General features: G+C 32.0%; 25 protein-coding genes. 10 read left to right on the forward strand and 15 right to left on the reverse strand.

The window, feature by feature from the left end; translation table 11 throughout:
• Positions 1 to 25 precede the first annotated feature (25 nt).
• The 9 genes from sufD to C8N27_RS15165 all read right to left on the reverse strand — a co-directional run bounded on the left by sufD (position 26) and on the right by C8N27_RS15165 (position 9,398).
• The gene (gene sufD, locus C8N27_RS15125; RefSeq protein ID WP_121148582.1) at positions 26 to 1,339 is read right to left on the reverse strand and encodes a Fe-S cluster assembly protein SufD; all 1,314 of its coding nucleotides are present in this window, start codon (positions 1,337 to 1,339) and stop codon (positions 26 to 28) included.
• A gap of 98 nt (positions 1,340 to 1,437) precedes the next feature.
• The gene (sufC, locus tag C8N27_RS15130; protein ID WP_121148584.1) at positions 1,438 to 2,190 is read right to left on the reverse strand and encodes a Fe-S cluster assembly ATPase SufC; all 753 of its coding nucleotides are present in this window, start codon (positions 2,188 to 2,190) and stop codon (positions 1,438 to 1,440) included.
• Positions 2,191 to 2,200: 10 nt separating this feature from the next.
• Complete coding sequence (locus tag C8N27_RS15135; protein WP_121148587.1) at positions 2,201 to 3,061, reverse strand: N-acyl homoserine lactonase family protein; 861 nt, start codon at positions 3,059 to 3,061, stop codon at positions 2,201 to 2,203.
• A gap of 18 nt (positions 3,062 to 3,079) precedes the next feature.
• Positions 3,080 to 4,528 (reverse strand): Fe-S cluster assembly protein SufB, encoded by a 1,449-nt coding sequence (sufB, locus tag C8N27_RS15140; protein ID WP_099214670.1) that lies wholly within the window; start codon positions 4,526 to 4,528, stop codon positions 3,080 to 3,082.
• 33 nt (positions 4,529 to 4,561) lie between these two features.
• On the reverse strand, positions 4,562 to 4,891 hold the full coding sequence (locus C8N27_RS15145; RefSeq protein WP_099214669.1) for a HesB/IscA family protein: 330 nt from the start codon (positions 4,889 to 4,891) through the stop codon (positions 4,562 to 4,564).
• Between the two features lie 135 nt (positions 4,892 to 5,026).
• Entirely contained in the window at positions 5,027 to 6,094 is a 1,068-nt protein-coding gene (locus C8N27_RS15150) for a cytochrome-c peroxidase (RefSeq protein WP_206512796.1), read from the reverse strand.
• Between the two features lie 7 nt (positions 6,095 to 6,101).
• Positions 6,102 to 6,860, reverse strand: coding sequence for an MbnP family protein (locus C8N27_RS15155; RefSeq protein WP_121148589.1), 759 nt, complete (start codon positions 6,858 to 6,860; stop codon positions 6,102 to 6,104).
• A 3-nt stretch (positions 6,861 to 6,863) separates the two neighbouring features.
• Positions 6,864 to 8,189 (reverse strand): hypothetical protein, encoded by a 1,326-nt coding sequence (locus C8N27_RS15160; protein WP_121148591.1) that lies wholly within the window; start codon positions 8,187 to 8,189, stop codon positions 6,864 to 6,866.
• Positions 8,190 to 9,398 carry a choice-of-anchor B family protein gene (locus tag C8N27_RS15165; protein WP_121148593.1) on the reverse strand — a complete coding sequence of 403 codons (1,209 nt, stop codon included), beginning with the start codon at positions 9,396 to 9,398 and terminating at the stop codon, positions 8,190 to 8,192.
• A 139-nt stretch (positions 9,399 to 9,537) separates the two neighbouring features.
• Between C8N27_RS15165 and thiL the strand changes: the two genes are divergently transcribed.
• The 9 genes from thiL (at position 9,538) to C8N27_RS15210 (ending at position 17,361) form a co-directional block, all read left to right on the forward strand.
• Entirely contained in the window at positions 9,538 to 10,587 is a 1,050-nt protein-coding gene (gene thiL / locus C8N27_RS15170) for a thiamine-phosphate kinase (protein WP_121148595.1), read from the forward strand.
• A 138-nt stretch (positions 10,588 to 10,725) separates the two neighbouring features.
• Complete coding sequence (gene lysM / locus C8N27_RS15175; protein ID WP_099214664.1) at positions 10,726 to 11,196, forward strand: peptidoglycan-binding protein LysM; 471 nt, start codon at positions 10,726 to 10,728, stop codon at positions 11,194 to 11,196.
• 152 nt (positions 11,197 to 11,348) lie between these two features.
• Positions 11,349 to 12,248, forward strand: a complete 900-nt coding sequence (locus C8N27_RS15180) for a DMT family transporter (protein ID WP_121148597.1) — start codon at positions 11,349 to 11,351, stop codon at positions 12,246 to 12,248.
• A 31-nt stretch (positions 12,249 to 12,279) separates the two neighbouring features.
• Positions 12,280 to 13,146: a YicC/YloC family endoribonuclease gene (locus tag C8N27_RS15185; RefSeq protein ID WP_237270770.1), complete on the forward strand. Its 867-nt coding sequence runs from the start codon at positions 12,280 to 12,282 to the stop codon at positions 13,144 to 13,146.
• Positions 13,147 to 13,148: 2 nt separating this feature from the next.
• A complete protein-coding gene (gmk, locus tag C8N27_RS15190) occupies positions 13,149 to 13,751 on the forward strand; it encodes a guanylate kinase (RefSeq protein ID WP_099214661.1) in 603 nt (200 codons plus the stop codon).
• Positions 13,752 to 13,775: 24 nt separating this feature from the next.
• The gene (gene nadD, locus C8N27_RS15195) at positions 13,776 to 14,360 is read left to right on the forward strand and encodes a nicotinate (nicotinamide) nucleotide adenylyltransferase (protein WP_121148599.1); all 585 of its coding nucleotides are present in this window, start codon (positions 13,776 to 13,778) and stop codon (positions 14,358 to 14,360) included.
• Between the two features lie 48 nt (positions 14,361 to 14,408).
• On the forward strand, positions 14,409 to 15,272 hold the full coding sequence (locus tag C8N27_RS15200; protein ID WP_099214659.1) for a M23 family metallopeptidase: 864 nt from the start codon (positions 14,409 to 14,411) through the stop codon (positions 15,270 to 15,272).
• A 17-nt stretch (positions 15,273 to 15,289) separates the two neighbouring features.
• Positions 15,290 to 16,786, forward strand: a complete 1,497-nt coding sequence (locus C8N27_RS15205) for a GH3 auxin-responsive promoter family protein (RefSeq protein WP_099214658.1) — start codon at positions 15,290 to 15,292, stop codon at positions 16,784 to 16,786.
• A gap of 8 nt (positions 16,787 to 16,794) precedes the next feature.
• On the forward strand, positions 16,795 to 17,361 hold the full coding sequence (locus C8N27_RS15210) for an MOSC domain-containing protein (RefSeq protein ID WP_121148601.1): 567 nt from the start codon (positions 16,795 to 16,797) through the stop codon (positions 17,359 to 17,361).
• On the opposite strand, the gene C8N27_RS15215 is transcribed toward C8N27_RS15210, so the two are convergent.
• The 6 genes from C8N27_RS15215 to C8N27_RS15240 all read right to left on the reverse strand — a co-directional run bounded on the left by C8N27_RS15215 (position 17,351) and on the right by C8N27_RS15240 (position 22,082).
• A complete protein-coding gene (locus C8N27_RS15215) occupies positions 17,351 to 18,106 on the reverse strand; it encodes an HD domain-containing protein (RefSeq protein WP_121148603.1) in 756 nt (251 codons plus the stop codon). The genes C8N27_RS15210 and C8N27_RS15215 overlap by 11 nt on opposite strands.
• 70 nt (positions 18,107 to 18,176) lie before the next feature.
• Positions 18,177 to 18,767 (reverse strand): TetR/AcrR family transcriptional regulator, encoded by a 591-nt coding sequence (locus C8N27_RS15220; protein ID WP_121148605.1) that lies wholly within the window; start codon positions 18,765 to 18,767, stop codon positions 18,177 to 18,179.
• A gap of 207 nt (positions 18,768 to 18,974) precedes the next feature.
• Positions 18,975 to 20,546 carry a S41 family peptidase gene (locus tag C8N27_RS15225; RefSeq protein WP_121148607.1) on the reverse strand — a complete coding sequence of 524 codons (1,572 nt, stop codon included), beginning with the start codon at positions 20,544 to 20,546 and terminating at the stop codon, positions 18,975 to 18,977.
• Positions 20,533 to 20,964 carry a deoxycytidylate deaminase gene (locus C8N27_RS15230; protein ID WP_099214653.1) on the reverse strand — a complete coding sequence of 144 codons (432 nt, stop codon included), beginning with the start codon at positions 20,962 to 20,964 and terminating at the stop codon, positions 20,533 to 20,535. The genes C8N27_RS15225 and C8N27_RS15230 overlap by 14 nt, the downstream gene beginning before the upstream one ends.
• A gap of 65 nt (positions 20,965 to 21,029) precedes the next feature.
• Positions 21,030 to 21,611: a HupE/UreJ family protein gene (locus tag C8N27_RS15235; protein ID WP_099214652.1), complete on the reverse strand. Its 582-nt coding sequence runs from the start codon at positions 21,609 to 21,611 to the stop codon at positions 21,030 to 21,032.
• A gap of 9 nt (positions 21,612 to 21,620) precedes the next feature.
• Entirely contained in the window at positions 21,621 to 22,082 is a 462-nt protein-coding gene (locus tag C8N27_RS15240; protein WP_047789927.1) for an Lrp/AsnC ligand binding domain-containing protein, read from the reverse strand.
• Positions 22,083 to 22,144: 62 nt separating this feature from the next.
• On the opposite strand from C8N27_RS15240, the gene C8N27_RS15245 reads away from it, so the two are divergent.
• Positions 22,145 to 23,401 (forward strand): Y-family DNA polymerase, encoded by a 1,257-nt coding sequence (locus tag C8N27_RS15245; protein ID WP_121148609.1) that lies wholly within the window; start codon positions 22,145 to 22,147, stop codon positions 23,399 to 23,401.
• The last annotated feature ends 25 nt before the right edge of the window (positions 23,402 to 23,426 follow it).

Consider the following 23,426-nt stretch of genomic DNA (forward strand, 5'->3'; position numbering starts at 1 on the left):
GTTAATAATGCCTTTTTATTTGTTTTTATAGTTCAAAACCAATGTTAACGCCTAATTTGTTGGCAATTAATTTGGTAATTCTTTTCTTAACCTCTGGTATTTTAACACTTTCTAAAACAGTATTAGCAAAGGCATACATTAATAAAGCTTTTGCTTCCTTTTTAGGAATACCTCTTTGTTGCATATAGAATAATGCTTGATCATCTAACTGACCGATAGTACACCCATGAGAACATTTTACATCGTCAGCAAAAATTTCTAACTGAGGCTTTGCATTTATGGTTGCTTTATCACTAATTAAAACATTGTTGTTTTGTTGATAAGCATTGGTTTTCTGAGCTTCTTTCTCAACAATAACCTTACCGTTAAATACACCAGTAGAACGATCATCATAAATACCTTTGTAGTCTTGGTGGCTTTCACAGTTAGGTTCTATATGATTTACTAAGGTATGATGGTCAACATGTTGTTTCCCTTCAATAATAGTAATCCCTTTTAGAATAGAATTAATATGTTCTCCTTTTTGGTAGAAGTTCAAGTTGTTTCTAGTAATATTTCCACCAAAAGAAAATGTATGTACAGAACAAGTACTTTCTTTTTGTTGTTCAATATAAGTATTGTCAACTAAAGAAGCATCATTATTGTCATTTTGAATCTTATAATAGTCTACCGTAGCATGAGTATCTGTATAAATTTCAGTTACTGCATTCGTTAAAACGGCATTATTATTAAGATTTTGGTGGCGTTCAATAATTTGAACATGTGCATTTTGTTCTACAACAATTAAGTTACGTGGTTGTAACATAGTTGCATGTTCTTTACCTGTAGTAAAGTTAATTATCTGAATAGGTTTTTCAACTTCAACATTTTTAGGAATGTGAATAAAAGCACCCTCAGTAGCAAATGCAGTATTTAAAGATGTTAAATTATCTTGTTTTGCTATTTTGTTAAAATATTTTTCAACAACAGGCTTGTACTTTTCTTTTGAAAAAGCAGCAGATAATAAACAAACATCTTTTCCATCATGAGTAGTAGTTGACAAAAAAGAGCTGTATTTTCCATCTACAAAAACTATTTTATAGCTGTCTATCTCGTGGATGAAATATTTTTTTACATCAGCAAACTCTACTGAAGCATCTCTGTCAGGAAATATGCTATAATCTTCTTTTAAAACTGAATTTAAAGAAGTGTATTTCCAAGCTTCTAATTTTTTAGTAGGAAAGCCTAGTTTTTCAAAATTTTGTAGAGCTTTTGTTCTTATTTCGTGTAAATCTGAATTGATGTTTACACTGTCTTCAAAAGCTACGTATGATGATAATATTTTTTCTCTCAACTCCATTGTTTTTAGTTGTAAAGTTTATAAAGTATAAAAGTTTGTAAAGCTGAAAAATTGCTTGTAATTAAAGGCAACTTAACACTTTTTACTTTTCAACCTTTCTAACTATTTACCTCTTCTTTAATCCAATCGTACCCTTTTTCTTCAAGCTCTAGAGCAAGAGAAGCATCACCTGTTTTAACGATTTTTCCATCGTATAAAACATGTACGTAATCAGGAACGATATATTCTAATAAACGTTGATAGTGAGTAATAACTACTACAGCGTTGTCTTTAGATTTTAATTTATTAACTCCATTAGCAACAATACGTAAAGCATCGATATCTAAACCAGAATCTGTTTCATCTAAAATAGCAAGTTTAGGTTCTAACATTGCCATTTGAAAAATCTCATTACGCTTTTTCTCACCACCAGAAAACCCTTCGTTTAAAGAACGAGATAAGAATTTACGATCAATTTCTAATAATTCTGATTTTTCACGAATCTTCTTAAGCATGTCTTTAGCAGGCATTTCTTCTAAACCTTGAGCTTTACGTGATTCGTTAATTGCTGTTTTAATAAAGTTTGTAACAGTAACACCAGGTATTTCTACTGGATATTGAAATGATAAGAACACACCAGCATGAGCTCTTTCTTCAGGAGCTAATTCGCTAATATCTTCACCTTCTAATTCAATAGAACCAGAAGTTACTTCGTAAGTTTCATTACCAGCAATAACAGATGATAAGGTACTTTTACCTGCACCGTTTGGTCCCATAATTGCATGAACCTCTCCTGCTTTTACTTCTAAGTTAATTCCTTTAAGAATATCTTTATCTTCTACCTGTGCGTGTAAGTTTTCTATTTTTAACATTACTGTATAGTTACTTTTTTAATAGATTTTGTAATTTTTTGAAATCTTTTGGTGAGTGTTGAATAATCACCTCAGCATTCTTTTCTTTAGCGAAAGCTTCAAACTTTTTCATGCTTTCTAGAGTTTGTTCAACATCGTAGTTAAAAGAAGGAACACCTTTAGTTTCTCTATTTTCTTCAAAGTGATATAAATCACCTGTTAATAAGATAGGTTTTTCTAAACCAGCTTCAATATATAAAGCTTGGTGACCTATTGTATGACCTGGCATGTATTTGATAACTACTGTGCCGTCTCCAAAAACGTCATGGTCACCATTAATTTTTTCTACATTCTTTAATTCCTTAATAGAATTATAAGTGTCAGGATCTTTAACTTTTGCAGAGTCATTAGTTATAAAATTATATTCGTTCTCCTGAACTAACCATGTTGCGTTTTTTAAGTAATTTGCGTGACCAGTATGATCGAAATGAGGATGAGATAATACAAAGTATTTAAAATCATCAACAGTTAAACCAATAGATTTTAATTGGTTTTTTAATGAGTCTTTACGTTGTAAAGTAAAAGTACCACTAGGCTCTGTAAAAGGTTTGTCAGTAATTAGTGCTTCAGGTAAACCAGCATCCCACATTAAATTTCCTTTAGGGTGAGATATTACATAGTAAGCATCTGAAAATTGTTTAGACTGTCCTGTGTATGTTGTATCTTGAGAAAAAACTTCAAGTTTGTTAACTAAAATTGAACCTCCATCTAAAACATGAAGTTTTACTTGAGGCTTTTCAACTGTTTTTTCTTCTGTTGTTTGCTTCTTTTCGGCATTTTTACAACTAAATGCAATAATAGTCGTAAGAGCTAATAAAAATATTTTTTTCATTTTATTGCGGTTTTTTGGTTAGCCAACGCTTCCTTCTAAACTAATTTCTAATAGCTTTTGAGCTTCTACAGCAAACTCCATAGGTAGCTTATTTAATACTTCTTTACTAAATCCATTTACAATTAATGCAATAGCTTTTTCAGTATCAATACCACGTTGATTACAATAGAATAATTGGTCTTCACCAATTTTACTTGTAGTAGCTTCGTGTTCTATTTGAGCTGATTTATTTTTAGCTTCGATATAAGGGAAAGTATGTGCACCACACTCATTACCCATTAATAAAGAATCACATTGAGAGAAGTTACGAGCATTTTCAGCTCTAGAGTTTACTTGCACTAAACCACGGTAACTATTTTGTGATTTACCTGCTGAAATTCCTTTAGAAATAATAGTTGACTTAGTATTCTTTCCTAGGTGAATCATCTTGGTACCAGTATCAGCCTGTTGATGATTGTTAGTTACAGCAATTGAATAAAATTCTCCTACTGAATTATTCCCTTTAAGAATACAACTTGGATACTTCCATGTAATTGCTGAACCTGTTTCAACTTGTGTCCAAGAAATCTTAGCATTGGTTTCACACAATCCTCTCTTGGTTACAAAGTTGAAAACTCCACCTTTTCCTTCTGAGTCTCCTGGGAACCAGTTTTGAACTGTTGAATATTTTATTTCAGCATCGTCTAAAGCAATAAGCTCAACAACTGCTGCGTGTAATTGATTTTCGTCACGTTGCGGAGCAGTACATCCTTCTAAATAAGAAACGTAACTGCTTTCATCAGCAACAACTAAAGTACGTTCGAACTGACCAGTTCCTCCTTCATTGATACGGAAATAAGTAGATAACTCCATTGGGCAACGAACTCCTTTTGGAATATAACAGAAAGATCCGTCAGAGAATACAGCTGAGTTTAATGCAGCATAAAAGTTATCAGTTGGTGGTACAACTGAACCAATATATTTTTTTACTAATTCTGGGTGCTCTTGAATTGCTTCAGAAATAGGCATAAAAATAATTCCTTTTTCAGCAAGTGTTTCTTTAAAAGTAGTAGCTACAGAAACAGAATCCATTACAATATCAACTGCTACGTTAGCTAGTTTCTTTTGTTCCTCTAAAGAAATCCCTAATTTTTCAAAAGTGGCTAGTAAATCAGGATCAACCTCATCTAAGCTGTTTAATTTAGGTTTCTTTTTAGGAGCTGAGTAGTAAGAAATATCTTGAAAACTCGGTTTTTTATAGGTAACATTAGCCCACTCTGGTTCTTCCATTTGTTCCCAAATTCTAAAAGCTTCTAAACGCCATTCAGTCATCCATTCTGGCTCGTTTTTCTTTTTAGAAATGGCACGAACGATATCTTCGTTTATCCCATTAGGAAACTTTTCACTTTCAATATCAGTATAAAAACCATATTCGTACTCTTTGGTTTTTAATTCTTCTCTTAAATCGTCCTCGGTGTATTTACTCATCAGTTTTTTGTATTCTTTTTGTGATGTATAGGCTTATAGAGAGAAGCTCTCTCCGCAACCACAAGTTCTGTTAGCATTAGGATTGTTAAATACAAACCCTTTACCGTTTAAACCTCCAGAATATTCTAAAGTTGTTCCAACTAAGTATAAAAAGCTTTTTTTATCAACAACAATTTTTACATCGTTATCTTCAAAAACCTTATCGTTTTCTTGTTGGGTTTTGTCAAAAGTTAAGTCGTATGATAATCCTGAACAACCGCCACTTTTCACCCCAACACGAACAAAGTCGGTTGTAGTATCAAATCCGTCATCAGTCATTAGTTCAATGACTTTCTTTTTTGCTGTGTCTGAAACTTTTATCATCGTTTAAATAGATTAAATCTAAGTGACTGCAAAGATAATGACAAAATATGATTTATATCATTTTTTGAAATGAATATAGTTATTAAGCGATAAAAATTGTCTATACTATAAATCTACTTGCTGATTGTTAGAAGATTATTGTTGGAAATCAGGATTGTTTACAAAATTAGCATCGGAAAGACTCAAAAGAAAAGCTTTTAAGTCGGCTTTATCTTTATCTGAGAGTTGTACACCTCCTTGATTGGCTTTTTTCATTAGAGGATCGATTGTAGAAGATTTTTTTAATCCTTCAGAGTAGTGGTTAATTACCTCTTCTAAAGTAGCAAATCGCCCATCGTGCATATATGGGGCTGTAAACTTTAAGTTTCGTAAGGATGGACTCCTAAATTTTCCATTATCGTTAGGGTCACCGGTAACAGCGCCTAAACCTATGTCGGCAAAAGTTTCGTCTAAACCGTTGTTATGGAATTTATTGTCTGTCCATAAAGGATTGTTGTCGCTTCCATGACAATGAAAGCAGTCTCCTCTGGTTTCATCCATAAATACATTAAATCCGTTTTGTTCTTCAGGTGTTAATTCGACCTTGCCTAGAAGGTATTGATCAAACTTTGAGTTTCCTGAAATTAAGGTTCTTTCAAACTGAGCAATCGCTTTAGTGACTAAGGTTGAATCTATTTTAGATGTTCCATAAGCTCGTTGAAAAAGTGTGGGATATTCAGCGTGTTCTTGTAGTTTTTTAGCTACATTTTTCCAATCACTATGCATTTCAATTGGGTTACGAACAGGTGAGAATGCTTGACGCTCTATACTGAGTTCTTTTCCATCCCACATAAAACGTTCATCGAAGTTCCAAGCTAAATTAAATAGCGGCATTGAGTTTCGTGTTCCAAATTTACCGTCAATTCCTTCACTAAAACGAGTGTCATCTGTAAAAGCATTTTTTGGGTCGTGACAACTAGCACAAGATTGTGTGTTATCTTTTGATAAAATTGGATCAAAAAATAGTTTTTTACCAAGTGTTATACCTTCTTCTGTTAAAGGGTTGTTAGTTGGAATAACAGGAGCGATTAATTTTTGTTGAAATAATTCAGGGATTTCTAAATTAGCAGGAACAGGAGTGTATATACTTTCTTCTTCTCCTTTTGAAGAACAACTGATTAAAAGGAGTAGCAATAAAGAAAGATATATACTTTTTTGTGTCATTTTATTTTTATTGAGAAATAGGTCCTAAACTAAATACACCACTTTTACCGTTTTCTGATATTTCTTTCTGAGCTTCAAAATCAGGCATTAAATTAATGCTTTTGTCGTTTAAATCCCAGTCATTAGGACTTTTAAACCACCCTGCTACATTCATTTTAACTTCTATAGTAGCATTGCTTTTTAAGAGAATAGAACCAGTTTCAACTCCAAAAGAAGTATCTAGGATAGAGTCTTTTTCTTTGTCGTAAGCTCTTACAGCGTGAAAATTGTACGGATTTTCTACCCCTAAAGTGTCTTTGTATTTACCATCTAGTTGCATGAAGTGATATCCTCCACCCATCATATCTGGTACATTCCAATCAGCAGAGTTTAGGTCTGGATATACTCCGCTTTTATTATCATCATTATTGAAACCGAAAGTAAAAAGTAGCTTATAACTTCCTTCTGATACTTTTTTAGAAAGAGCATAGGTTAAACTGTCAGGTTTACTTACATCTATTAATTTATAACTATCAAACTTGGTTGTGTCTCCTGCTCCATTAACAAGACTAATGCGTGATATTAAATAGCGTAGTCTGCTTATAGAAAGTTTACTTCCTGTTTTGTTGGTAAACTCGGTGTTCTCTAAATCAGATTTTTCAATTACAGTTCCATCCCAGTTTTGACTAAATTTTAGTTTTACTGAAACTTCTTTTATAGACTCATCATTATCTGAGCTACAAGAAAAAAGTAATGCACTAAGAAAGAAAGTTAAAAAATATTTCATTTATTATTTTAGTTTGATAATTAATAGGTCTGAAAAACCTTTGTTTGTTGTTATATCTTGATTATTGCTACTGCTTTCACCCACAGCAATAATATTTCCGTTTGTTAATTCAACAGCATCGTAACAAAAATCTATTTCTGTACCTCCAACTGTTGTTTGCCATAGAAGGTCTCCATTTGAATTAATTTTCATAATTAATGCGTCATTTTGACCTTTATTGGTAAAGTTGTTGTCAGCACTTCTAGAACTTCCAGATATTAAAAAATCTCCGTTTAATGTTTTTTTAATTGATCGACCAACATCAAAACTAGAACCTCCATAACTTCTTTGCCAAAGTAATTCACCTTGACTTGTTATTTTGATTACCCATAAATCAGCACCACCATTGTTTTGGGAAATATCTTTATCAGAGCTACGTGTATCCCCAACAATAATAAAGTTCCCATCATTAGTTTTTGTTACTGCTCTAGCTTCATCAATTTCTGTACCACCAAAAGATTTTTCCCAAAGTAAATTTCCGCTTTTGTCAGTTTTAACAATCCAAAAGTCGTAAGAGCCTTTGTTGTTTTTTATGTCTACATCATTGCTGTCAGAAGAGCCGATTAATAGATAGCCGTTAGTAGTTTCTGCTACATCGTAGCAAGTATCAGTGTTTGTTCCTCCAAAATATTTTCTCCATTCAATATCTCCACTAGGATTAAGCTTAATCCCCCAGTAGTCTCCACCAGCATGCTTTGCTGCTTGTTTTGAATTTCCTAAACCACCTGATGCTGTAACGTCAAGAATACCTCCAATAAAATAACCACCATCAGAAGTTTGAATGATAGAAAAACCTTGGTCAACTCCTGAGAAACCAGTAGTTTTTTTCCAGATTATTGTACCATTACTATCTAGCTTGAGAATCCAAACATCATCAAACCCTTCGTTTGTATCTACGTCTCCGTCATCACTTTTTCCGTAACCAACAATAGCAAAGCCATTATCATTTGTTTGAATAATTTTAAATGCTTTGTCGTCTTTTGAATCTCCATAGGTCTTTTGCCATTGAAGATTGTTATTTGCATCAAATTTTAAAAGCCAAAAATCATATTGAATTGTATTTCGAGTGGTTTCTATATCTCCATCAATACTCTGAGTATATCCAGCGACAATATAGCCGCCATCGGAAGTACTTATTACACTTCTGCCACTTTCGTTTACAGAACCTCCAAGAGTTTTGACTAAGCTGACTTCAGGAGTTTTTGATGAGGAATTAAAACGTATGCCATCATCTTTACTACAACTGTAAATAGTTAATATAAAAAGTAATAGTGAAAGTTGCTTGAGCATTTATTGTTTTTTAAGAATAAATAAACCTCTATTAATATCACTCACAACAACTTTTCCACTTTTTAGGAATGGGTATACACTCCAAACTCCATTAAAGTCTGCATTGTTATTTTCTGGATGAGTATCAAAATATCCTACCTCAGAAATGTTTTTACTTTCAATACTGGAAACATCAATAAAGCGTACTCCAGCGTTATAGTTTGCTAAATAAATAGTACTACCATTAATATATCCATTATGATCAATAGCTTTTGTAGGTCCTGTGTATGTAAAATGTTGTTTTGGGTTGTCTAAATCAGAAAAATCAAAAATAATTGTTCTTGTGTTATTTCCGAATTTTTGCTCATCTAATTCATCTCCTAAAATAAAATATTTTTGATCTTCAGTAAACCAACCTTGATGTGTATAACCAACGTTTGAATATGATATTTTAGAAATGTTTACAGGGTTAGACTTATCGGTGATGTCTACAATAACAACTTCATTTTCGTTACTCCCTATTAATATTTCTCTGCCTGTATAGTCTGTGTCTGGTCCATTATAGGTTACTGCTTGCGCATCATGGCTGTAGTTGTCCATTCCCCAACCACCTTCACTTATTGGGTTTAGAGGGTTTTGTATGTTGATAAACAAAGGGCCTCCTTTATAAGTTCCCGCTTTATTTGTACCAACAGGGTAAGCATAACCTGATTTTTCATTAATAACTATGTTATGAGCGCTACCAAAATCAGTAAAGTGTTTATCTGCTGTAAATGTAATTGGAGGGTTTGAAACGTTTCTAAGCTTTGTTAGGTCAAATACCTGCATGCCATGGTTTGTTGCTTCACTAACAATAAAAGCATAATTGTTATAAACTTTCACATCCCACCAATCCTCACTTATAGTTGCTGTAGGGAGTTTACCTAAATAAACAGGATTTTCTGTATCCGTAATGTCTACAAAAACAGTTCCGTTGTCTACACACATAATAGCGTATTCTTTATTGGTTGCTTCATCGGTCCATCCCCAGCAATCACTTCCACTAATTGCATTAAAAGTACTTAGTGGAATATTCAATAACAAATCATAGTTGTCACAAGGGTAAATTCCAGCTTTACCATTAGAACAGGTACTTTTATTGGTTTCTATTGGGGTTTCATTTGAAGATGACGAGCAAGAAGTTAAAAACAACATCCCAGCTAAAACAAATAGAATTTTAAAGTTTTTCATAAATCGGGGTTTAAAATCACTAAATTAAGTAATTAACTATTTATATAACATACAAAAACTGCAAAACCCTATTTTTATTTTGTATAGATTACCTTAAGCAAAATAGTTCTTTTTGTTAGTTAGTCGTTATCTTTGCAGCATGTTAGAAGATAAAAATCAAGAAAGAACTTCGTTAGCTGAGCTTGGAGAGTTTGGGTTAATAAACCATTTAACAAAGCATTTTAAAATGTATCATTCTTCAACAGTTAAAGGTGTGGGAGATGATGCAGCTGTAATTAGTGCATCAGATAAAGAAACTGTAATAACTACAGATTTATTAGTTGAAGGTGTACATTTCGATTTGAGTTATATGCCTCTTAAGCATTTAGGATACAAAGCGGTAATGGTTAATTTATCAGATGTGTATGCAATGAATGCTGATGCAGAACAAATTACAGTGTCAATTGCAGTTTCTAATCGTTTTCCATTAGAAGCTATAGAAGAATTATATGCAGGAATACAATTAGCCTGTGATACATATAAAGTAGATTTGGTTGGAGGAGATACTACATCTTCAACAAAAGGAATTTTAATTTCTGTTACAGCTATTGGTAAAGCCAACAAAGAAGATGTTGTATATAGAAATGGAGCTAAGGCTACTGATTTAATTGTTGTTTCGGGTGATTTAGGAGGAGCGTATTTAGGTTTACAAGTATTGGAGCGTGAAAAGCAAGTTTTCCAGGTAAACCCTCAAAATCAACCAGACTTAGATAAATATACCTATATAATAGAACGTCAGTTAAAGCCAGAGGCGCGTAAAGATATTCCTAAGTTATTAGAGGAGTTAGAAGTAAAACCAACTTCTATGATTGATATTTCTGATGGATTATCTTCTGAAATTATGCATATCTGTACACAGAGTAAAACAGGATGTAAGATTTATGAAGACAAGTTGCCATTAGACCCTCAAGTAATTTCTACTTCTGAAGAGTTTAATATGGATAGTACTATGATAGCTTTAAGTGGTGGAGAAGATTATGAGTTATTATTTACGGTTTCTATAGATGATTATGATAAAATAAAGGGAAATCCTAACTTAACAGTTATTGGTCATATTACCGAAGAAAATGAAGGAATGAATTTGGTAACACGTGCTAATCAGGAAATTGAGTTAAAAGCACAAGGTTGGAATTCTTTTAGTAAAGAGTAGACAATAAACATAATATAATAAGCACCCAAATTTGGGTGCTTTTTTAGTTTTAAAATTATTGTAGAATAAAAAAGCTGGTATAAAAATTGTATATTAGTCAGATAGTAAAAAGAATATTAACAAAAATCAAAAAAGAGAATGGGAATTTTTTCATTTATTAAAAACGCCGGAGCAAAAGTTTTCGGTATCGGAAAAACAACTGAAGAAGAAGCTGCTGATAAAGCTGCAAAATTAGTAGATGCTGTAAATAAACTGGAGCTTTCTGTTGAAAATTTAGCTATTAATGTAGATGATGATAAAGCTACAGTAGCAGGAGTAGCAGAAGATTTAGCTACTAAAGAAAAAGTAGTTTTAGTGGTAGGAAATACAGAAGGTATTGCTTCTGTAGAAGATAACATGACAGTTAAAGAGGTTGAGGTTATCGAAGAAGCTGCTATGGCTCAGTTCCATACAGTAGTAAGTGGAGATTCATTAAGTAAAATTGCAAAAGAATTTTATGGTGATGCTATGAAGTACCCAGTAATTTTTGAAGCAAACAAACCAATGCTTACTCATCCTGATAAAATTTACCCAGGACAAGTATTAAGAATACCACCTTTAGTGGACTAATCAAAAGTTAATCAACCAAAGGGAAAAGCACTGCATTTGCAGTGCTTTTTTAATTTATATAAGTAGGTATTTAAAGGTGAGTGTAGGATAAAATAGTAGTAAAAAAGAATAAAATTATCATCATCTTTGCACCTGTTTTTAAAACCATAAAAATGAACCAAAGAGCGTTAGCACTTACTGCGGCATCTATTGCGACACTTATCTACGGAGTTACTTTTACTGTTGCTAAGGAAGTGATGGAAGGATATATTCAACCTTTTGGTTTTATATTACTTCGTGTCGGAGGAGCTGCCTTGATTTTTTGGTTATTAGGGTTTTTCGTAAAATCACCATCTATTGAAAAAGAAGATTACAAAAGAGTGGCAATGGCTGCTTTTTTTGGAATTGCTTTTAATATGCTAACTTTTTTTAAGGGACTAAGTTATACTACACCAATCAATGCATCGGTAATGATGGTAACTACGCCTATTTTAGTGTTGATTTTTGCGAGTATTCTTTTAAAAGAGAAACTAATTTTAAGAAAAATTGTAGGGGTTATTGTTGGTATGATAGGAGCCATAATTTTAATAGCTTATGGAAATCCACTTAAAGGAGATGCAACTAATATGGTTTTAGGGAATTTTTTAGTATTTATTAATGCAGCATCATATGGTATGTATTTAGTTGTTACCAAAAAACTAATAGCAAAATATAACCCTATTGTTTTTGTAAAGTGGTTATATCTATTTGGATTAATAATGGTACTTCCTTTTGGTTTTTTTGAATTGTTAGAAGTACAATGGCAAACAATGCCAATGTCAATTTTCTTAAAAGCAGGTTTTGTGGTGTTATTTACTACTTGTATTACATACTTGTTTAACTTATTTGCATTATCAAAACTTAAACCAACTACAGTAAGTGTTTTTATGTATTTGCAACCTGTAGTAGCTGCTATTTATGCATTAATAGTAGGAAGCGATCATTTAGATATGGTTAAAATAGGGGCAGCATTATTAATCTTTTTAGGAGTATTTTTAGTAACCAAACGCCCAACAGAAACTCCCAATAAATAAACGTATCTTTGCGGATTATTAAACCGAAGTTATGATACAGTCAATGACGGGTTACGGTAAATCCGTACTACATTTACCCTCTAAAAAAGTAACAATCGAAATTAAATCTTTAAACAGTAAAAATTTAGATTTAAATACAAGAATTCCTTCATATTATAGAGAAAAGGAGTTAAGTGTTCGAAAAAAACTAGCAAGCAATTTAGTACGTGGTAAAGTAGACTTCTCTATTTATGTAGAAATGACTGCAGATGAAACTTCAACTACTGTAAATACAGGTGTAGTACGAGAGTACATGCAACAATTAAGAAATGTAACTCAAGTAGGAACTTCTGATGATGTTGAGTTAATGAAAATGGCTGTTAGAATGCCAGATGCATTAAAAACTGAACGTGAAGAGTTAGATGAAGAAGAATGGAAGCAAATTGAAGCTCATATTGATGAGGCTTTAAAAGAAATTATCCAATATAGAACTGACGAAGCAAAATCGTTAGAAGAAGATTTTAAAACCAGAATATTAAATATTCAATCAGCTTTAGAAGAAGTTAAAAAGTTAGACGGTGATAGAATTGAGCATGTTAAGGAGCGTTTACAAAAAGCGTTGACTGATTTAAAAGTTGAGGTTGATGAAAATCGTTTTGAACAAGAGCTAATCTACTATTTAGAAAAGTTAGATATTAACGAAGAAAAAGTACGTTTAGCTAATCACTTAGAATATTTCTTGCAGCAATTAGCAACTCAAGATTCAAATGGAAAAAAATTAGGATTTATTGTGCAGGAAATTGGAAGAGAAATCAACACAACAGGATCAAAAGCTAATTTTGCACCAATGCAAAAATTAGTTATCCAAATGAAAGACGAGTTAGAAAAAATAAAAGAGCAAATTTTAAACGTTTTATAAAAATGTCGAAAGATTTTAAAGGGAAATTATTTGTGTTTTCAGCACCATCAGGTTCAGGTAAAACCACTATTGTACGTCATTTATTGGCGCAAGAACGTTTTAATTTGGAGTTTTCTATCTCTGCTACATCTAGAGCACCAAGAGGAGAAGAAGTTGATGGAAAAGATTATTATTTTATATCAGCAAAAGAGTTCAAGCAGAAAATAAAAAATGATGAGTTTTTAGAGTGGGAAGAAGTATATCGTGATAACTTTTATGGAACTTTAAAAACTGAAGTTGAACGAATTTGGGCACAAGGAAAACATGTAATTTTTGATATTGATGTAGTTGGAGGTTTACGTATTAAGAAGAAATTTCCAGAAGAAACCTTAGCTGTTTTTGTAAAGCCACCTAGTGTTGATGAATTGAAAATTCGTTTGAAGAAAAGAAGTACTGAAAGTGAAGATAAAATTAACATGCGTATTGCTAAAGCATCAGTAGAATTAGCAACAGCACCACAGTTTGATAAAATCATTAAAAATTACGATTTACCAGTTGCTTTACAAGAAGCAGAAGATTTAGTAGATGATTTTTTAGGAATAGAAAAGGAAGTGAAAAACGGATAAAGAATAAGTCTAGTATCAATAAATATGAAAAACATCGGATTATACTTCGGAACTTTTAATCCAATTCATATTGGGCACTTAATCATAGCCAATCACCTAGTTGAAAACTCAGATTTAGATGAAATCTGGATGGTTGTTACGCCTCATAACCCTTTTAAAAAGAAAAGCTCACTGTTAGAGAATCATCATCGTTTAGAAATGGTGTATTTAGCAACTGCGGAATATGAGAAAATTCAACCATCAGATATTGAGTTTAACCTACCACAACCAAATTATACTATAAACACATTAGTTCATATTTCAGAAAAGTTTCCTAATTATAAGTTTTGTTTAATCATGGGAGAAGACAATCTGAAAAGTTTACATAAATGGAAGAACTATGAAGTTATTTTAGAAGATTATGATATTTATGTTTACCCAAGAGTATCAAACGGCGTGGTAGAAAATCAATTTAAAGATCATAAGAAAATTCACAGAGTAGAAGCTCCTATTGTACAAATATCTTCAACCATGATTCGCAATGCTATAAATGAAGGAAAAAACTGTAAACCTTTGTTGTCTGATAAGGTGTGGAAGTATATAGATGAGATGAATTTTTATAAAAAATAGTTTCGCCGTTTTTTCGTTGTATATTTGAAATCCAAACAAATATAAGACGTGGCAAAAAATAAAAAAAAGCGAAAGCTTAAACAAAAACTTACGGATAAATATCGCTTAGTAATTATAAATGAAGATACGTTTCAAGAACGGTTTTCTTTAAAGTTATCACGGTTAAACGTTTTTGTATTTGGAGGAGTATTTTCTGTACTTCTTATTGTACTTACCACTTTGTTAATTGCATTCACAGGTATACGAGAATACATACCAGGATACTCTTCAACAGCTTTAAAAAAGAAAGCCACTCGATTAACATATGAGACAGATTCGTTAAAAACTAGGTTGTCGGTTCTTGAAGGTTATACAAAAGCTTTAAAGCCTGTTTTAACAGGAGAAATAGAGCCAGAAAAGATAGACTCTATAACAAAAGAAATGAAAACGATAGCTTTTGATGAAAGTAAATTACAAGCATCAAAGGAGGATTCTTTGTTTAGAGAAAAAGTTGAGAGTAAAGACTTATTTCCTTTGTATAATGGAGGAGCAAATAGAGTTAAAAATGTATTCTTTTCCCCATTAACAGGAAGCATTTCGCAACCATTTGATGTTAATGATAAACATTATGCGATCGATATTGTAGCAAAAACAGGTACACCTGTAAAAGCTGTTGCAGACGGTACGGTTATTTTAGCAGAATGGACAGCAGAAACAGGATATGTAATAACCATACAACATTCTAACGAGTTTATTTCAGTTTATAAGCATAACGGAACCTTATTAAAACAACAAGGAGATGTTGTAAAATCGGGAGAAGCAATTGCAAGCGTAGGTTCTACAGGAGAACTAACCACAGGCCCTCATTTACATTTTGAGTTGTGGAATAACGGATTTCCAGTAAATCCAACAAACTATATAGATTTTCAGTAAAAAAGAAAAAAAAGAGAATGAGCATAAAATCAATACTAGCAATTCCATTTGCGAAAATTGTTCGTAAACAAGTATATAAATGGGCAAACAACCCACACAAAACTCAAGAAAAAGTTTTTGAATATTTGATTACTGAAGGATGTAAAACAGCATTTGGAAAAGATCACGATTTTATATCAATCAATAATTACGAAGATTTTAAAAAAAGAGTCCCAATTAACGATTATGAAGGCTTGCGTCATTATGTAGATAGAGTTGTAGCAGGAGAAGAAAATGTTTTGTGGAAAGGAAAGCCTTTGTATTTTGCTAAAACTTCAGGAACAACTTCAGGAGCAAAATACATTCCTATAAGTAAAGAATCTATGCCAACGCATATTAAAGCAGCTCGAAATGCTTTGTTGTTTTATATAACAGAAACAAACGACGCTAGTTTTGTTGATGGGAAGATGATTTTTTTACAAGGAAGTCCAGTTTTAGAAGATAAAAACGGAGTGAAATTAGGACGTTTAAGTGGAATAGCAGCACATTATGTTCCAAATTACCTCTTAAAAAACCGTTTACCGAGTTGGGAAACTAACTGTATTGAAGATTGGGATACCAAAGTAGATAAAGTAGTTGAAGAAACATTACAAGAGAATATGACGGTGATAAGCGGAATTCCGTCGTGGGTACAAATGTATTTTGAACGCTTAAAGGAGAAAACAGGTAAGAATGTTTCTGAACTCTTTCCAAATTTTAATTTTTTCGTGTATGGTGGAGTAAATTTCGAGCCTTACAAGAATAAGTTTGAAGCGTTGATAGGAAAAAAAATAGACTATGTAGAGTTATATCCTGCATCCGAAGGATTTATTGCATATCAAGATTCGCAAACCGAAAAAGGTATGTTGCTACAATTAAATTCAGGAATGTTTTATGAATTTATTCCAGCAAATGAATTTTTTGATGAGAACCCAACAAGAATATCGTTAAAAGATGTTCAGTTAGGAGTAAACTATGTGATTATATTAAACACTTCTGCTGGTTTATGGGGGTATAATATTGGTGATACTGTTGAGTTTACTTCGTTAAAGCCTTACAGAATAAAAGTAACAGGACGTATAAAACACTTTATTTCTGCTTTTGGGGAGCATGTAATAGGAAAAGAGGTTGAAAAAGCATTAAATGATGCTATAAAAGGAACAGATGTTAACGTAAGTGAGTTTACAGTAGCCCCGCAAGTAAATCCAGAAAGTGGACTACCATATCATGAGTGGTTTATTGAGTTTGAAAATGAACCTGAGAATTTGGATGAGTTAGCATCTAAGATTGATGCTTCTATGCAAGAGCAAAATGTATATTACTTCGATTTAATTGAAGGTAAAATTTTACGCCCTCTTATCATTAGAAAAGTTAAAAAAGGAGGTTTTCATGAGTATATGAAATCCATAGGGAAGTTTGGAGGTCAGAATAAAATCCCACAGCTATCAGATAATAGAAAAATAGCGAATGTATTACAGAACTTCTTAGTTGAATAAAAAATAAAATGAAAATTGTAGCTACTAACATAGGAGAAAGAAAAGAAATCGATTGGAAAGGAAAAATTGTGACAACAGGTATTTTTAAATTCCCTGTTGAAACTCCTATTTTTTTAGATGTTGAAAAGGTAAAAGGCGATGCTATCTGTGATAGAAAGTATCATGGAGGTATTGATCAAGCAGTATATGCGTATTCAGAAAAACATTATGCATATTGGAAAGAGTTATACCCAAATTTAGATTGGGAACTTGGAATGTTTGGTGAAAACTTGACTGTTTCGGATTTAGAGGAAAGCCAACTGCATGTAGGAGATACTTTTAAAGTGGGAGAGGTTATAATTGAAGTTACGAAGCCGCGTCAACCATGCATGAAACTTGGTGTGCGTTTCAATGACATGAAAATTGTAAAACAGTTTTGGCAACAAAATTTACCAGGAGTCTATTTTAAAATACTTCAAACAGGTTTTGTGAAAGCTGGAGATGAATTTGAACAGGTAAAAAGCTGCCCTCAAAATCCAACCATTGAAGAAGTGTATAAGAGTAAGAGGGAAGCAAAGTTTAAACCTAAGAACTAAACTTTTTAGAATCTAACATGTTTTTTGAAGCCATAGAAGCAAATCCCATTTTGTACAAAATATCAGCTCTGGTATTTTCTTTATGATTCAGTGTTTCCATAGTTTCTATTATATCTTTTTTGAAACCATTCCTATGATAAGTTTTATGAACTTCTTTAATAAAAGGAGTGGGAACTTGGAAACAGTGTGAACCAATCACATCCATAGCTGCCCCTTTTGATAGTAAATAAGCTTCATTACCAAATTTCTTTTTATCTACAGAAGGATATAAGTGCATTTCAATAGCAGTTTTAATAATAGCAGCTTTATTTTCAGTATCATTATTCTTTACGAAATCATCAGCATAAGAACCTCCATAATTAGCAAAACATTGTTGACTACATACATGATTGTGAGAATCAGTTAAACCGATATCATGCAGCATTGATGATACAAAAAGTAATTCTTTATCGTAGTGTAATTTTTCTGAAAGAGCAATTCCAGCAGACCAAAAAAAGGTTCTATAAGAATGATATAAAAGTATTGGGTTACATAACTCATTTGCCTCTTTTAAAGCCAGTTTAGATAGTTTAGAGTCTGGAATTCCAATAGTGTTAATATCATAATCTAATTTAGGTTTAATGCCAGCTTTATATAAAAACTTAGCATAAGTTTCTTTTAATTTAGAAGTAATTAAGAGTTTTTTAAATTGTTGAACTTCTTTTCTGTTGAGTACAGAAGGACTATGATTATTATGTATTTGCATTGCTTATTTTTTTCGAACAAAGCAAATATAAAACAAAAACATACTAATTAGTATGTTTTTAAATCTAATATTATTTTAAACCAGTTAAGTAAAGTTTTAATTGTTTTAAATGATGGGTATAAGTACTTGTCTTATTGCTTAATTTACCTAAAGCTCTAGCTCCCCAATAGCTAGCTATGATAAAATCAGCAACTTCTTCAGCGTTAATACTTGAGTTTAAAGTATTATTTTGTTGTTCTTTGATTATAGAACTAGAAATAGCATCTGTCCATAGAGATTTTACTTCGTTAAGAGCCTGTTTAAAGTCATTGTCTAATGGAGACATTTCTTGAGTTAAGTTGGCTAGAGGACAACCATGTTCTATCGTTAAAAAAGAGTTGTGTAAAAGTAATTCTTCAATCATTGTGTATAAAGAATCGTATAAACTATTAGAAGAAGAGAGAGAGCTAATAGATAAGTCAATAGTTTTTGGCTGTATTATCTCTTTAATAACAGCAATTCCCATTTGCTTTTTATTCTTGAAATGATAATAAAAAGCACCTTTTGTAACTTTAGTAGTAGCTATTATTTCATCGATACTGGTAGATTGATATCCCTTTTTATAAATAAGTTCAAAAGCGTGTTGTAAAATAGTTGCTTTTGTGTTCGCAGATTTTTTCATTCGTTGTAGCGTACTCTTTATTAATTTACATGTAGTACAAATTTACTATTATGTATATAACAAAGTAATGCTAAAACTAAAATTTAGGTTAAAAAGAGATTTTAGCTAGGGGTATTCCATCCGTAGATGAAGTTCTCTATAATAAAACTAAAGAATTCATAAGTCAATATTATTGAAGTAATAACCCCGATGAGTTTAAGTATATTTTTATTCATTTTGTTTTTGTTCTAACTCAAACACTTTTTGTAACATTTTATCATCTTGCTGGTCTACTTTATATAAGCCTTCATCGCTAAAAAGTTCACGAGCTATTAATACTTTTAAGTTACTACGAAGCTGGTTTTTTGTTCTTTCAGAAAGTCTGAAGTCTTTAAGTTCTGCTAAGAATTTGTTAGAAACTTTATTGTCTTTATCGAAATTGCTAATAAAATCTTCAACTGTTAGTGAAGCCAATTTTTTACGATTATCGTCCACATAAGAGAAGGCAAAATCATTTAAAGGACGGAAGAATATTGTAGGAATATATGCTGAGGTGTCGACTGCTACAAAATAATCAGGAATAATTCCACCACCACCATATACCACTTTTCCTTTAGGAGTTGTGTATTTTAAGCTATCAACAGTTTTAATACTATCCTTGGTAAATAACTCACCATTTTCTAATCGATGTTCAAAATCGTGACTGTATTCTTCTGAATCTGCGTCTTTTTTATAAGGTTTTTGAATAGATCGCCCTGTTGGAGTATAATACCTAGCAGTAGTTAATCGCACGGCAGAACCATCACCTAAATCCATTTCTTGTTGCACCAATCCTTTTCCAAAAGAACGACGGCCAATAATAATACCTTTGTCATTATCTTGTAAAGCACCAGCTACAATTTCAGAAGCAGAAGCAGAGTTTTCATCTATCAATACATACAAACCTCCATTTTCAAAATCTCCTTTATCAGTAGCGAAAGACTCCACAATATCACCTTTATTATTTTTTGTAAATACAATCAGCTTTTCATCTTCTAAAAACTCATCAACAATATCATTAGCAATATCAATAAAGCCACCACCATTTCCACGAAGATCTAGAACTAAATCTGTCATTCCTTTAGTTAGTAATTTATTTAGAGAAGACTTAAACTCAATATAGGTGTTACGGGCAAAACGATCTAACTTTATATAACCAATACTATCGTTTAGCATATATGCAACATCAACACTTTTAATATTTACCTTGCCACGATTAATAGTAATATCAAAAATACTATCGTTGGTTTTTCTGTAAACCTGTAAGTTTACTTTGGTATTTGGCTTCCCTTTTAAAGCTTTCATTATTTGGGAAGTTTGTAATTTTTTTCCGTGCAGCGTATCCTTATCTGCAAGCAAAATTCTGTCACCTGCTTTAATACCAGCCTCAATACTTGGTCCGCCTTTAATAGGTTCAATAACTGTTATGGTATCACCAATCATTCTAAATTGAACACCAATACCAACAAAATTACCTTGCATGTTTTCGGTAACCAATTGTAAGTTTTCCTTTGGAATATATACTGAATGTGGGTCTAATTTGCCTAACATTTCGGCAATCGCTCCATCTAGTAATTCATCAGTATTCACATCATCAACATAATCACTTTGAATATAGTCTATCAAGCGTTTTATTTTACGTTCGCTTGATGAGCTTTTTCCAATAAGGTTACTTGAGTTTCCGTTGCTAAAAAAGGTTCCGATAAGAATACCGAAAATTACAGCAATAGATAAATATATAGGTAAATTATTCTTGTTCATAAGGTAAATACGTCAATTCAACACCTGCTTTTTCTAAAAAATCCAACCCTGATCGGTCTTTATAAGCACTAGCATATACTACACGTTTTATTCCTGCTTGATGTATTAATTTACTACATTGCTGGCAAGGCGAAAGTGTAATATATAAGGTAGCACCTTTACACGATTGTGTTGAAGAAGCTACTTTTAAAATAGCATTGGCTTCGGCATGTAATACATACCATTTGGTGTATCCTTCTTCATCTTCACAATAATTTTCAAAACCAGAAGGAGTACCATTATAACCATCAGAAATAATCATTCGATCTTTAACAATTAAGGCACCTACTTTTTTACGAATACAGTGAGAAAGTTGTCCCCATTCATTTGCCATTTTTAAATAGGCAATGTCGTATTTTAATTGTTTTTTCTTCAAAATTTTCAGTGTGGTTTTTCTTAGATAAGCTAAGGTAGTTAGATTTGAGTTAGTTAGGCGTTAATTTTTTACCAAAAAACTCGGTCAAACATCATTTGTAAGGCAAACCCGATAACGATAGAAGACATGATTAAAATCCAATCGCGACGGTTTACACTAAAGATTGATTGTACTAAAGCACCAATTAATAAAATTCCTAATACAATAATAATTTGTGCTACTTCTACACCTAATGCAAATTCTAATAAAGGTAAAAATTTATCAGAAGTTTTTCCAATCATAATTTTAAAATAGTTGGAAAAACCAAGTCCGTGAATTAATCCGAAAAATAAAGCAAAAAATAAATTCTGATTTTCTTTTCCTACTGATGCCTTTTTAGCAGTTAATACATTCATTAATCCAGTAATAAAAATGGTTAATGGAATTAAAAATTCAATTAAATCTGCTCGGACATTTAATATTCCATAAGCTGAAAGTGCTAAGGTTATCGAGTGTCCAATAGTAAATAAAGTGATTAACCATAAAACTTTTGTCCACTGCTTAAATTGATATACAACAGCTAATACAATTAAGAATAAAATATGGTCATAGGCTTTAAAATCTAGTACATGAAACAAGCCTGTTTTAAAGTAGAAGATAAAATCGTTCATTCGGGGTTTTTAAATTTTTATTTGTCGATCTATTTGTTGGTCTAAAGATATAAAAGTTTCGGTTCTCGAAACCCCTTTTATGGTTTGAATATCCTTATTTAACAAATGCATTAAGTCTTCATTGTTTTTACACAGTATTTTAATGAAAATAGCATAGTTACCAGTAGTGTAGTGACTTTCTACAATCTCAGGAATTTCTTTTAAACGTTTAATTGCTGAAGAGTATAGGCTAGAAGAATCTAAAAAAACACCAACAAAAGCGGTAGTAGTGTACCCTAATGCTTTTGGGTTTAATATCATTTTATAACCATCAATTAAATCCGATTCGTCTAACTTTCGTAATCGTTGATGAATGGCAGCACCAGATATACCCACTTCTCGAGCAATGCTTAAAATAGGTGTACGTGCATCTTTAACAAGGCGTTTGATAATGATTTTATCAATTCCGTCAATTTTTAATTTTCTAACCATGAAACAAAAATAAGGAAAGTTAGTTAGAGTTCATTTTTTCAATATTCTGTACCTTTACAGTTATGTATGCGTTGGTAGATTGTAATAACTTTTATGCTTCTTGCGAACGGGTTTTTAATCCGAATTTGCAAGGAAAACCAGTAGCCATTTTAAGCAATAATGATGGTTGTGTTATTTCAATGAGTGATGAAGCAAAAAAGTTACAGCTTCCATTTGGGGCACCAATTTTTAAGTGGGATCAGTTCTGTAAAAACAACAATATCTCGGTACTGTCCTCAAACTATCCACTATATGGTGATATGAGTGCTAGGGTGATGAAGATTTTAGAACAATTTTCTCCAGATGTAGAAGTATACTCTATTGATGAAGCTTTTTTACAATTCAAAGGTTTTGATGAGTATGATTTTAATTCCTACGGGAAAGAAATTAGAGAAAGACTATTGAAGTGGACGGGGATTCCAACCTGTGTAGGAATTGCACCAACAAAAGCGTTAAGTAAAGTAGCCAATAAAATAGCTCGTAAATTTCCAAAAGAAACAGGCGGAGTATATGTAATAAACTCCGAAGAAAAAAGAGTCAAAGCGTTGCAGTGGACTCCTATAGAAAGTGTTTGGGGAATTGGAAGAGGTATACAGAAGAGGTTGCTCGCCAAAGGATGTAAAAAAGCATACGATTTTACCCAGTTAGATGATAATTGGGTATTGAAAAATCTTTCTATAACAGGTTGGAAGTTGAAAAAAGATTTAGAAGGAGAGTCTAAAATAGAATTAGATGAACCTACTAATAAGAAAGCAATAGCAACAACCCGAAGTTTTGAATATACATTTTCTGATTTAGATAATATTAAAGAAAGAATTTCAACCTTTGCAGTAAGTTGCGCAGAAAAATTACGCAAACAAAACTCTAGTTGTTATATGGTGATTGTTTTGTTACGAAGTGATTATCATAAAAAAGATACTGAACAACACCGAGTGAGTAAAACAGTTGTGTTTCCATATCCAACAAATTCCACATTAACAATAAGTAAAAGTGCAGTACAAGCGGTAACAACTATTTTTAAAGAAGGAATAAAGTATAAAAGAGCAGGAGTAATTGTAACAGGATTGGTTCCTTCAGATAATTATCAGATAGATATGTTTGCAAGCGAAAATCCGAAGCATGCCTCTTTAATGAGTGCGATTGATAAAATTAATCAAACTTATAAAGCAGATAAGATTAAATTAGCCAATCAAGATTTACAACGTACTTGGAAGATGCGTCAAGAACGATTATCGCCCAAATACACTACAAATATTAACGATATTATTAAGGTAAAATAAGTTTAGTTAAATAACAAACAATAAG

The organism is Tenacibaculum discolor (genome assembly GCF_003664185.1).
Lineage (GTDB): Bacteria > Bacteroidota > Bacteroidia > Flavobacteriales > Flavobacteriaceae > Polaribacter > Polaribacter discolor.

Bases quoted from the DNA above. Each gene is read 5' to 3' on its own strand.
- sufD (WP_121148582.1), bottom strand. From the start codon at position 1,339: ATGGAGTTGAGAGAAAAAATATTATCATCATACGTAGCTTTTGAAGAC.
- sufC (WP_121148584.1), bottom strand. From the start codon at position 2,190: ATGTTAAAAATAGAAAACTTACACGCACAGGTAGAAGATAAAGATATT.
- C8N27_RS15135 (WP_121148587.1), bottom strand. From the start codon at position 3,061: ATGAAAAAAATATTTTTATTAGCTCTTACGACTATTATTGCATTTAGT.
- sufB (WP_099214670.1), bottom strand. From the start codon at position 4,528: ATGAGTAAATACACCGAGGACGATTTAAGAGAAGAATTAAAAACCAAA.
- C8N27_RS15145 (WP_099214669.1), bottom strand. From the start codon at position 4,891: ATGATAAAAGTTTCAGACACAGCAAAAAAGAAAGTCATTGAACTAATG.
- C8N27_RS15150 (WP_206512796.1), bottom strand. From the start codon at position 6,094: ATGACACAAAAAAGTATATATCTTTCTTTATTGCTACTCCTTTTAATC.
- C8N27_RS15155 (WP_121148589.1), bottom strand. From the start codon at position 6,860: ATGAAATATTTTTTAACTTTCTTTCTTAGTGCATTACTTTTTTCTTGT.
- C8N27_RS15160 (WP_121148591.1), bottom strand. From the start codon at position 8,189: ATGCTCAAGCAACTTTCACTATTACTTTTTATATTAACTATTTACAGT.
- C8N27_RS15165 (WP_121148593.1), bottom strand. From the start codon at position 9,398: ATGAAAAACTTTAAAATTCTATTTGTTTTAGCTGGGATGTTGTTTTTA.
- thiL (WP_121148595.1), top strand. From the start codon at position 9,538: ATGTTAGAAGATAAAAATCAAGAAAGAACTTCGTTAGCTGAGCTTGGA.
- lysM (WP_099214664.1), top strand. From the start codon at position 10,726: ATGGGAATTTTTTCATTTATTAAAAACGCCGGAGCAAAAGTTTTCGGT.
- C8N27_RS15180 (WP_121148597.1), top strand. From the start codon at position 11,349: ATGAACCAAAGAGCGTTAGCACTTACTGCGGCATCTATTGCGACACTT.
- C8N27_RS15185 (WP_237270770.1), top strand. From the start codon at position 12,280: ATGATACAGTCAATGACGGGTTACGGTAAATCCGTACTACATTTACCC.
- gmk (WP_099214661.1), top strand. From the start codon at position 13,149: ATGTCGAAAGATTTTAAAGGGAAATTATTTGTGTTTTCAGCACCATCA.
- nadD (WP_121148599.1), top strand. From the start codon at position 13,776: ATGAAAAACATCGGATTATACTTCGGAACTTTTAATCCAATTCATATT.
- C8N27_RS15205 (WP_099214658.1), top strand. From the start codon at position 15,290: ATGAGCATAAAATCAATACTAGCAATTCCATTTGCGAAAATTGTTCGT.
- C8N27_RS15210 (WP_121148601.1), top strand. From the start codon at position 16,795: ATGAAAATTGTAGCTACTAACATAGGAGAAAGAAAAGAAATCGATTGG.
- C8N27_RS15215 (WP_121148603.1), bottom strand. From the start codon at position 18,106: ATGCAAATACATAATAATCATAGTCCTTCTGTACTCAACAGAAAAGAA.
- C8N27_RS15220 (WP_121148605.1), bottom strand. From the start codon at position 18,767: ATGAAAAAATCTGCGAACACAAAAGCAACTATTTTACAACACGCTTTT.
- C8N27_RS15225 (WP_121148607.1), bottom strand. From the start codon at position 20,546: ATGAACAAGAATAATTTACCTATATATTTATCTATTGCTGTAATTTTC.
- C8N27_RS15235 (WP_099214652.1), bottom strand. From the start codon at position 21,611: ATGAACGATTTTATCTTCTACTTTAAAACAGGCTTGTTTCATGTACTA.
- C8N27_RS15240 (WP_047789927.1), bottom strand. From the start codon at position 22,082: ATGGTTAGAAAATTAAAAATTGACGGAATTGATAAAATCATTATCAAA.
- C8N27_RS15245 (WP_121148609.1), top strand. From the start codon at position 22,145: ATGTATGCGTTGGTAGATTGTAATAACTTTTATGCTTCTTGCGAACGG.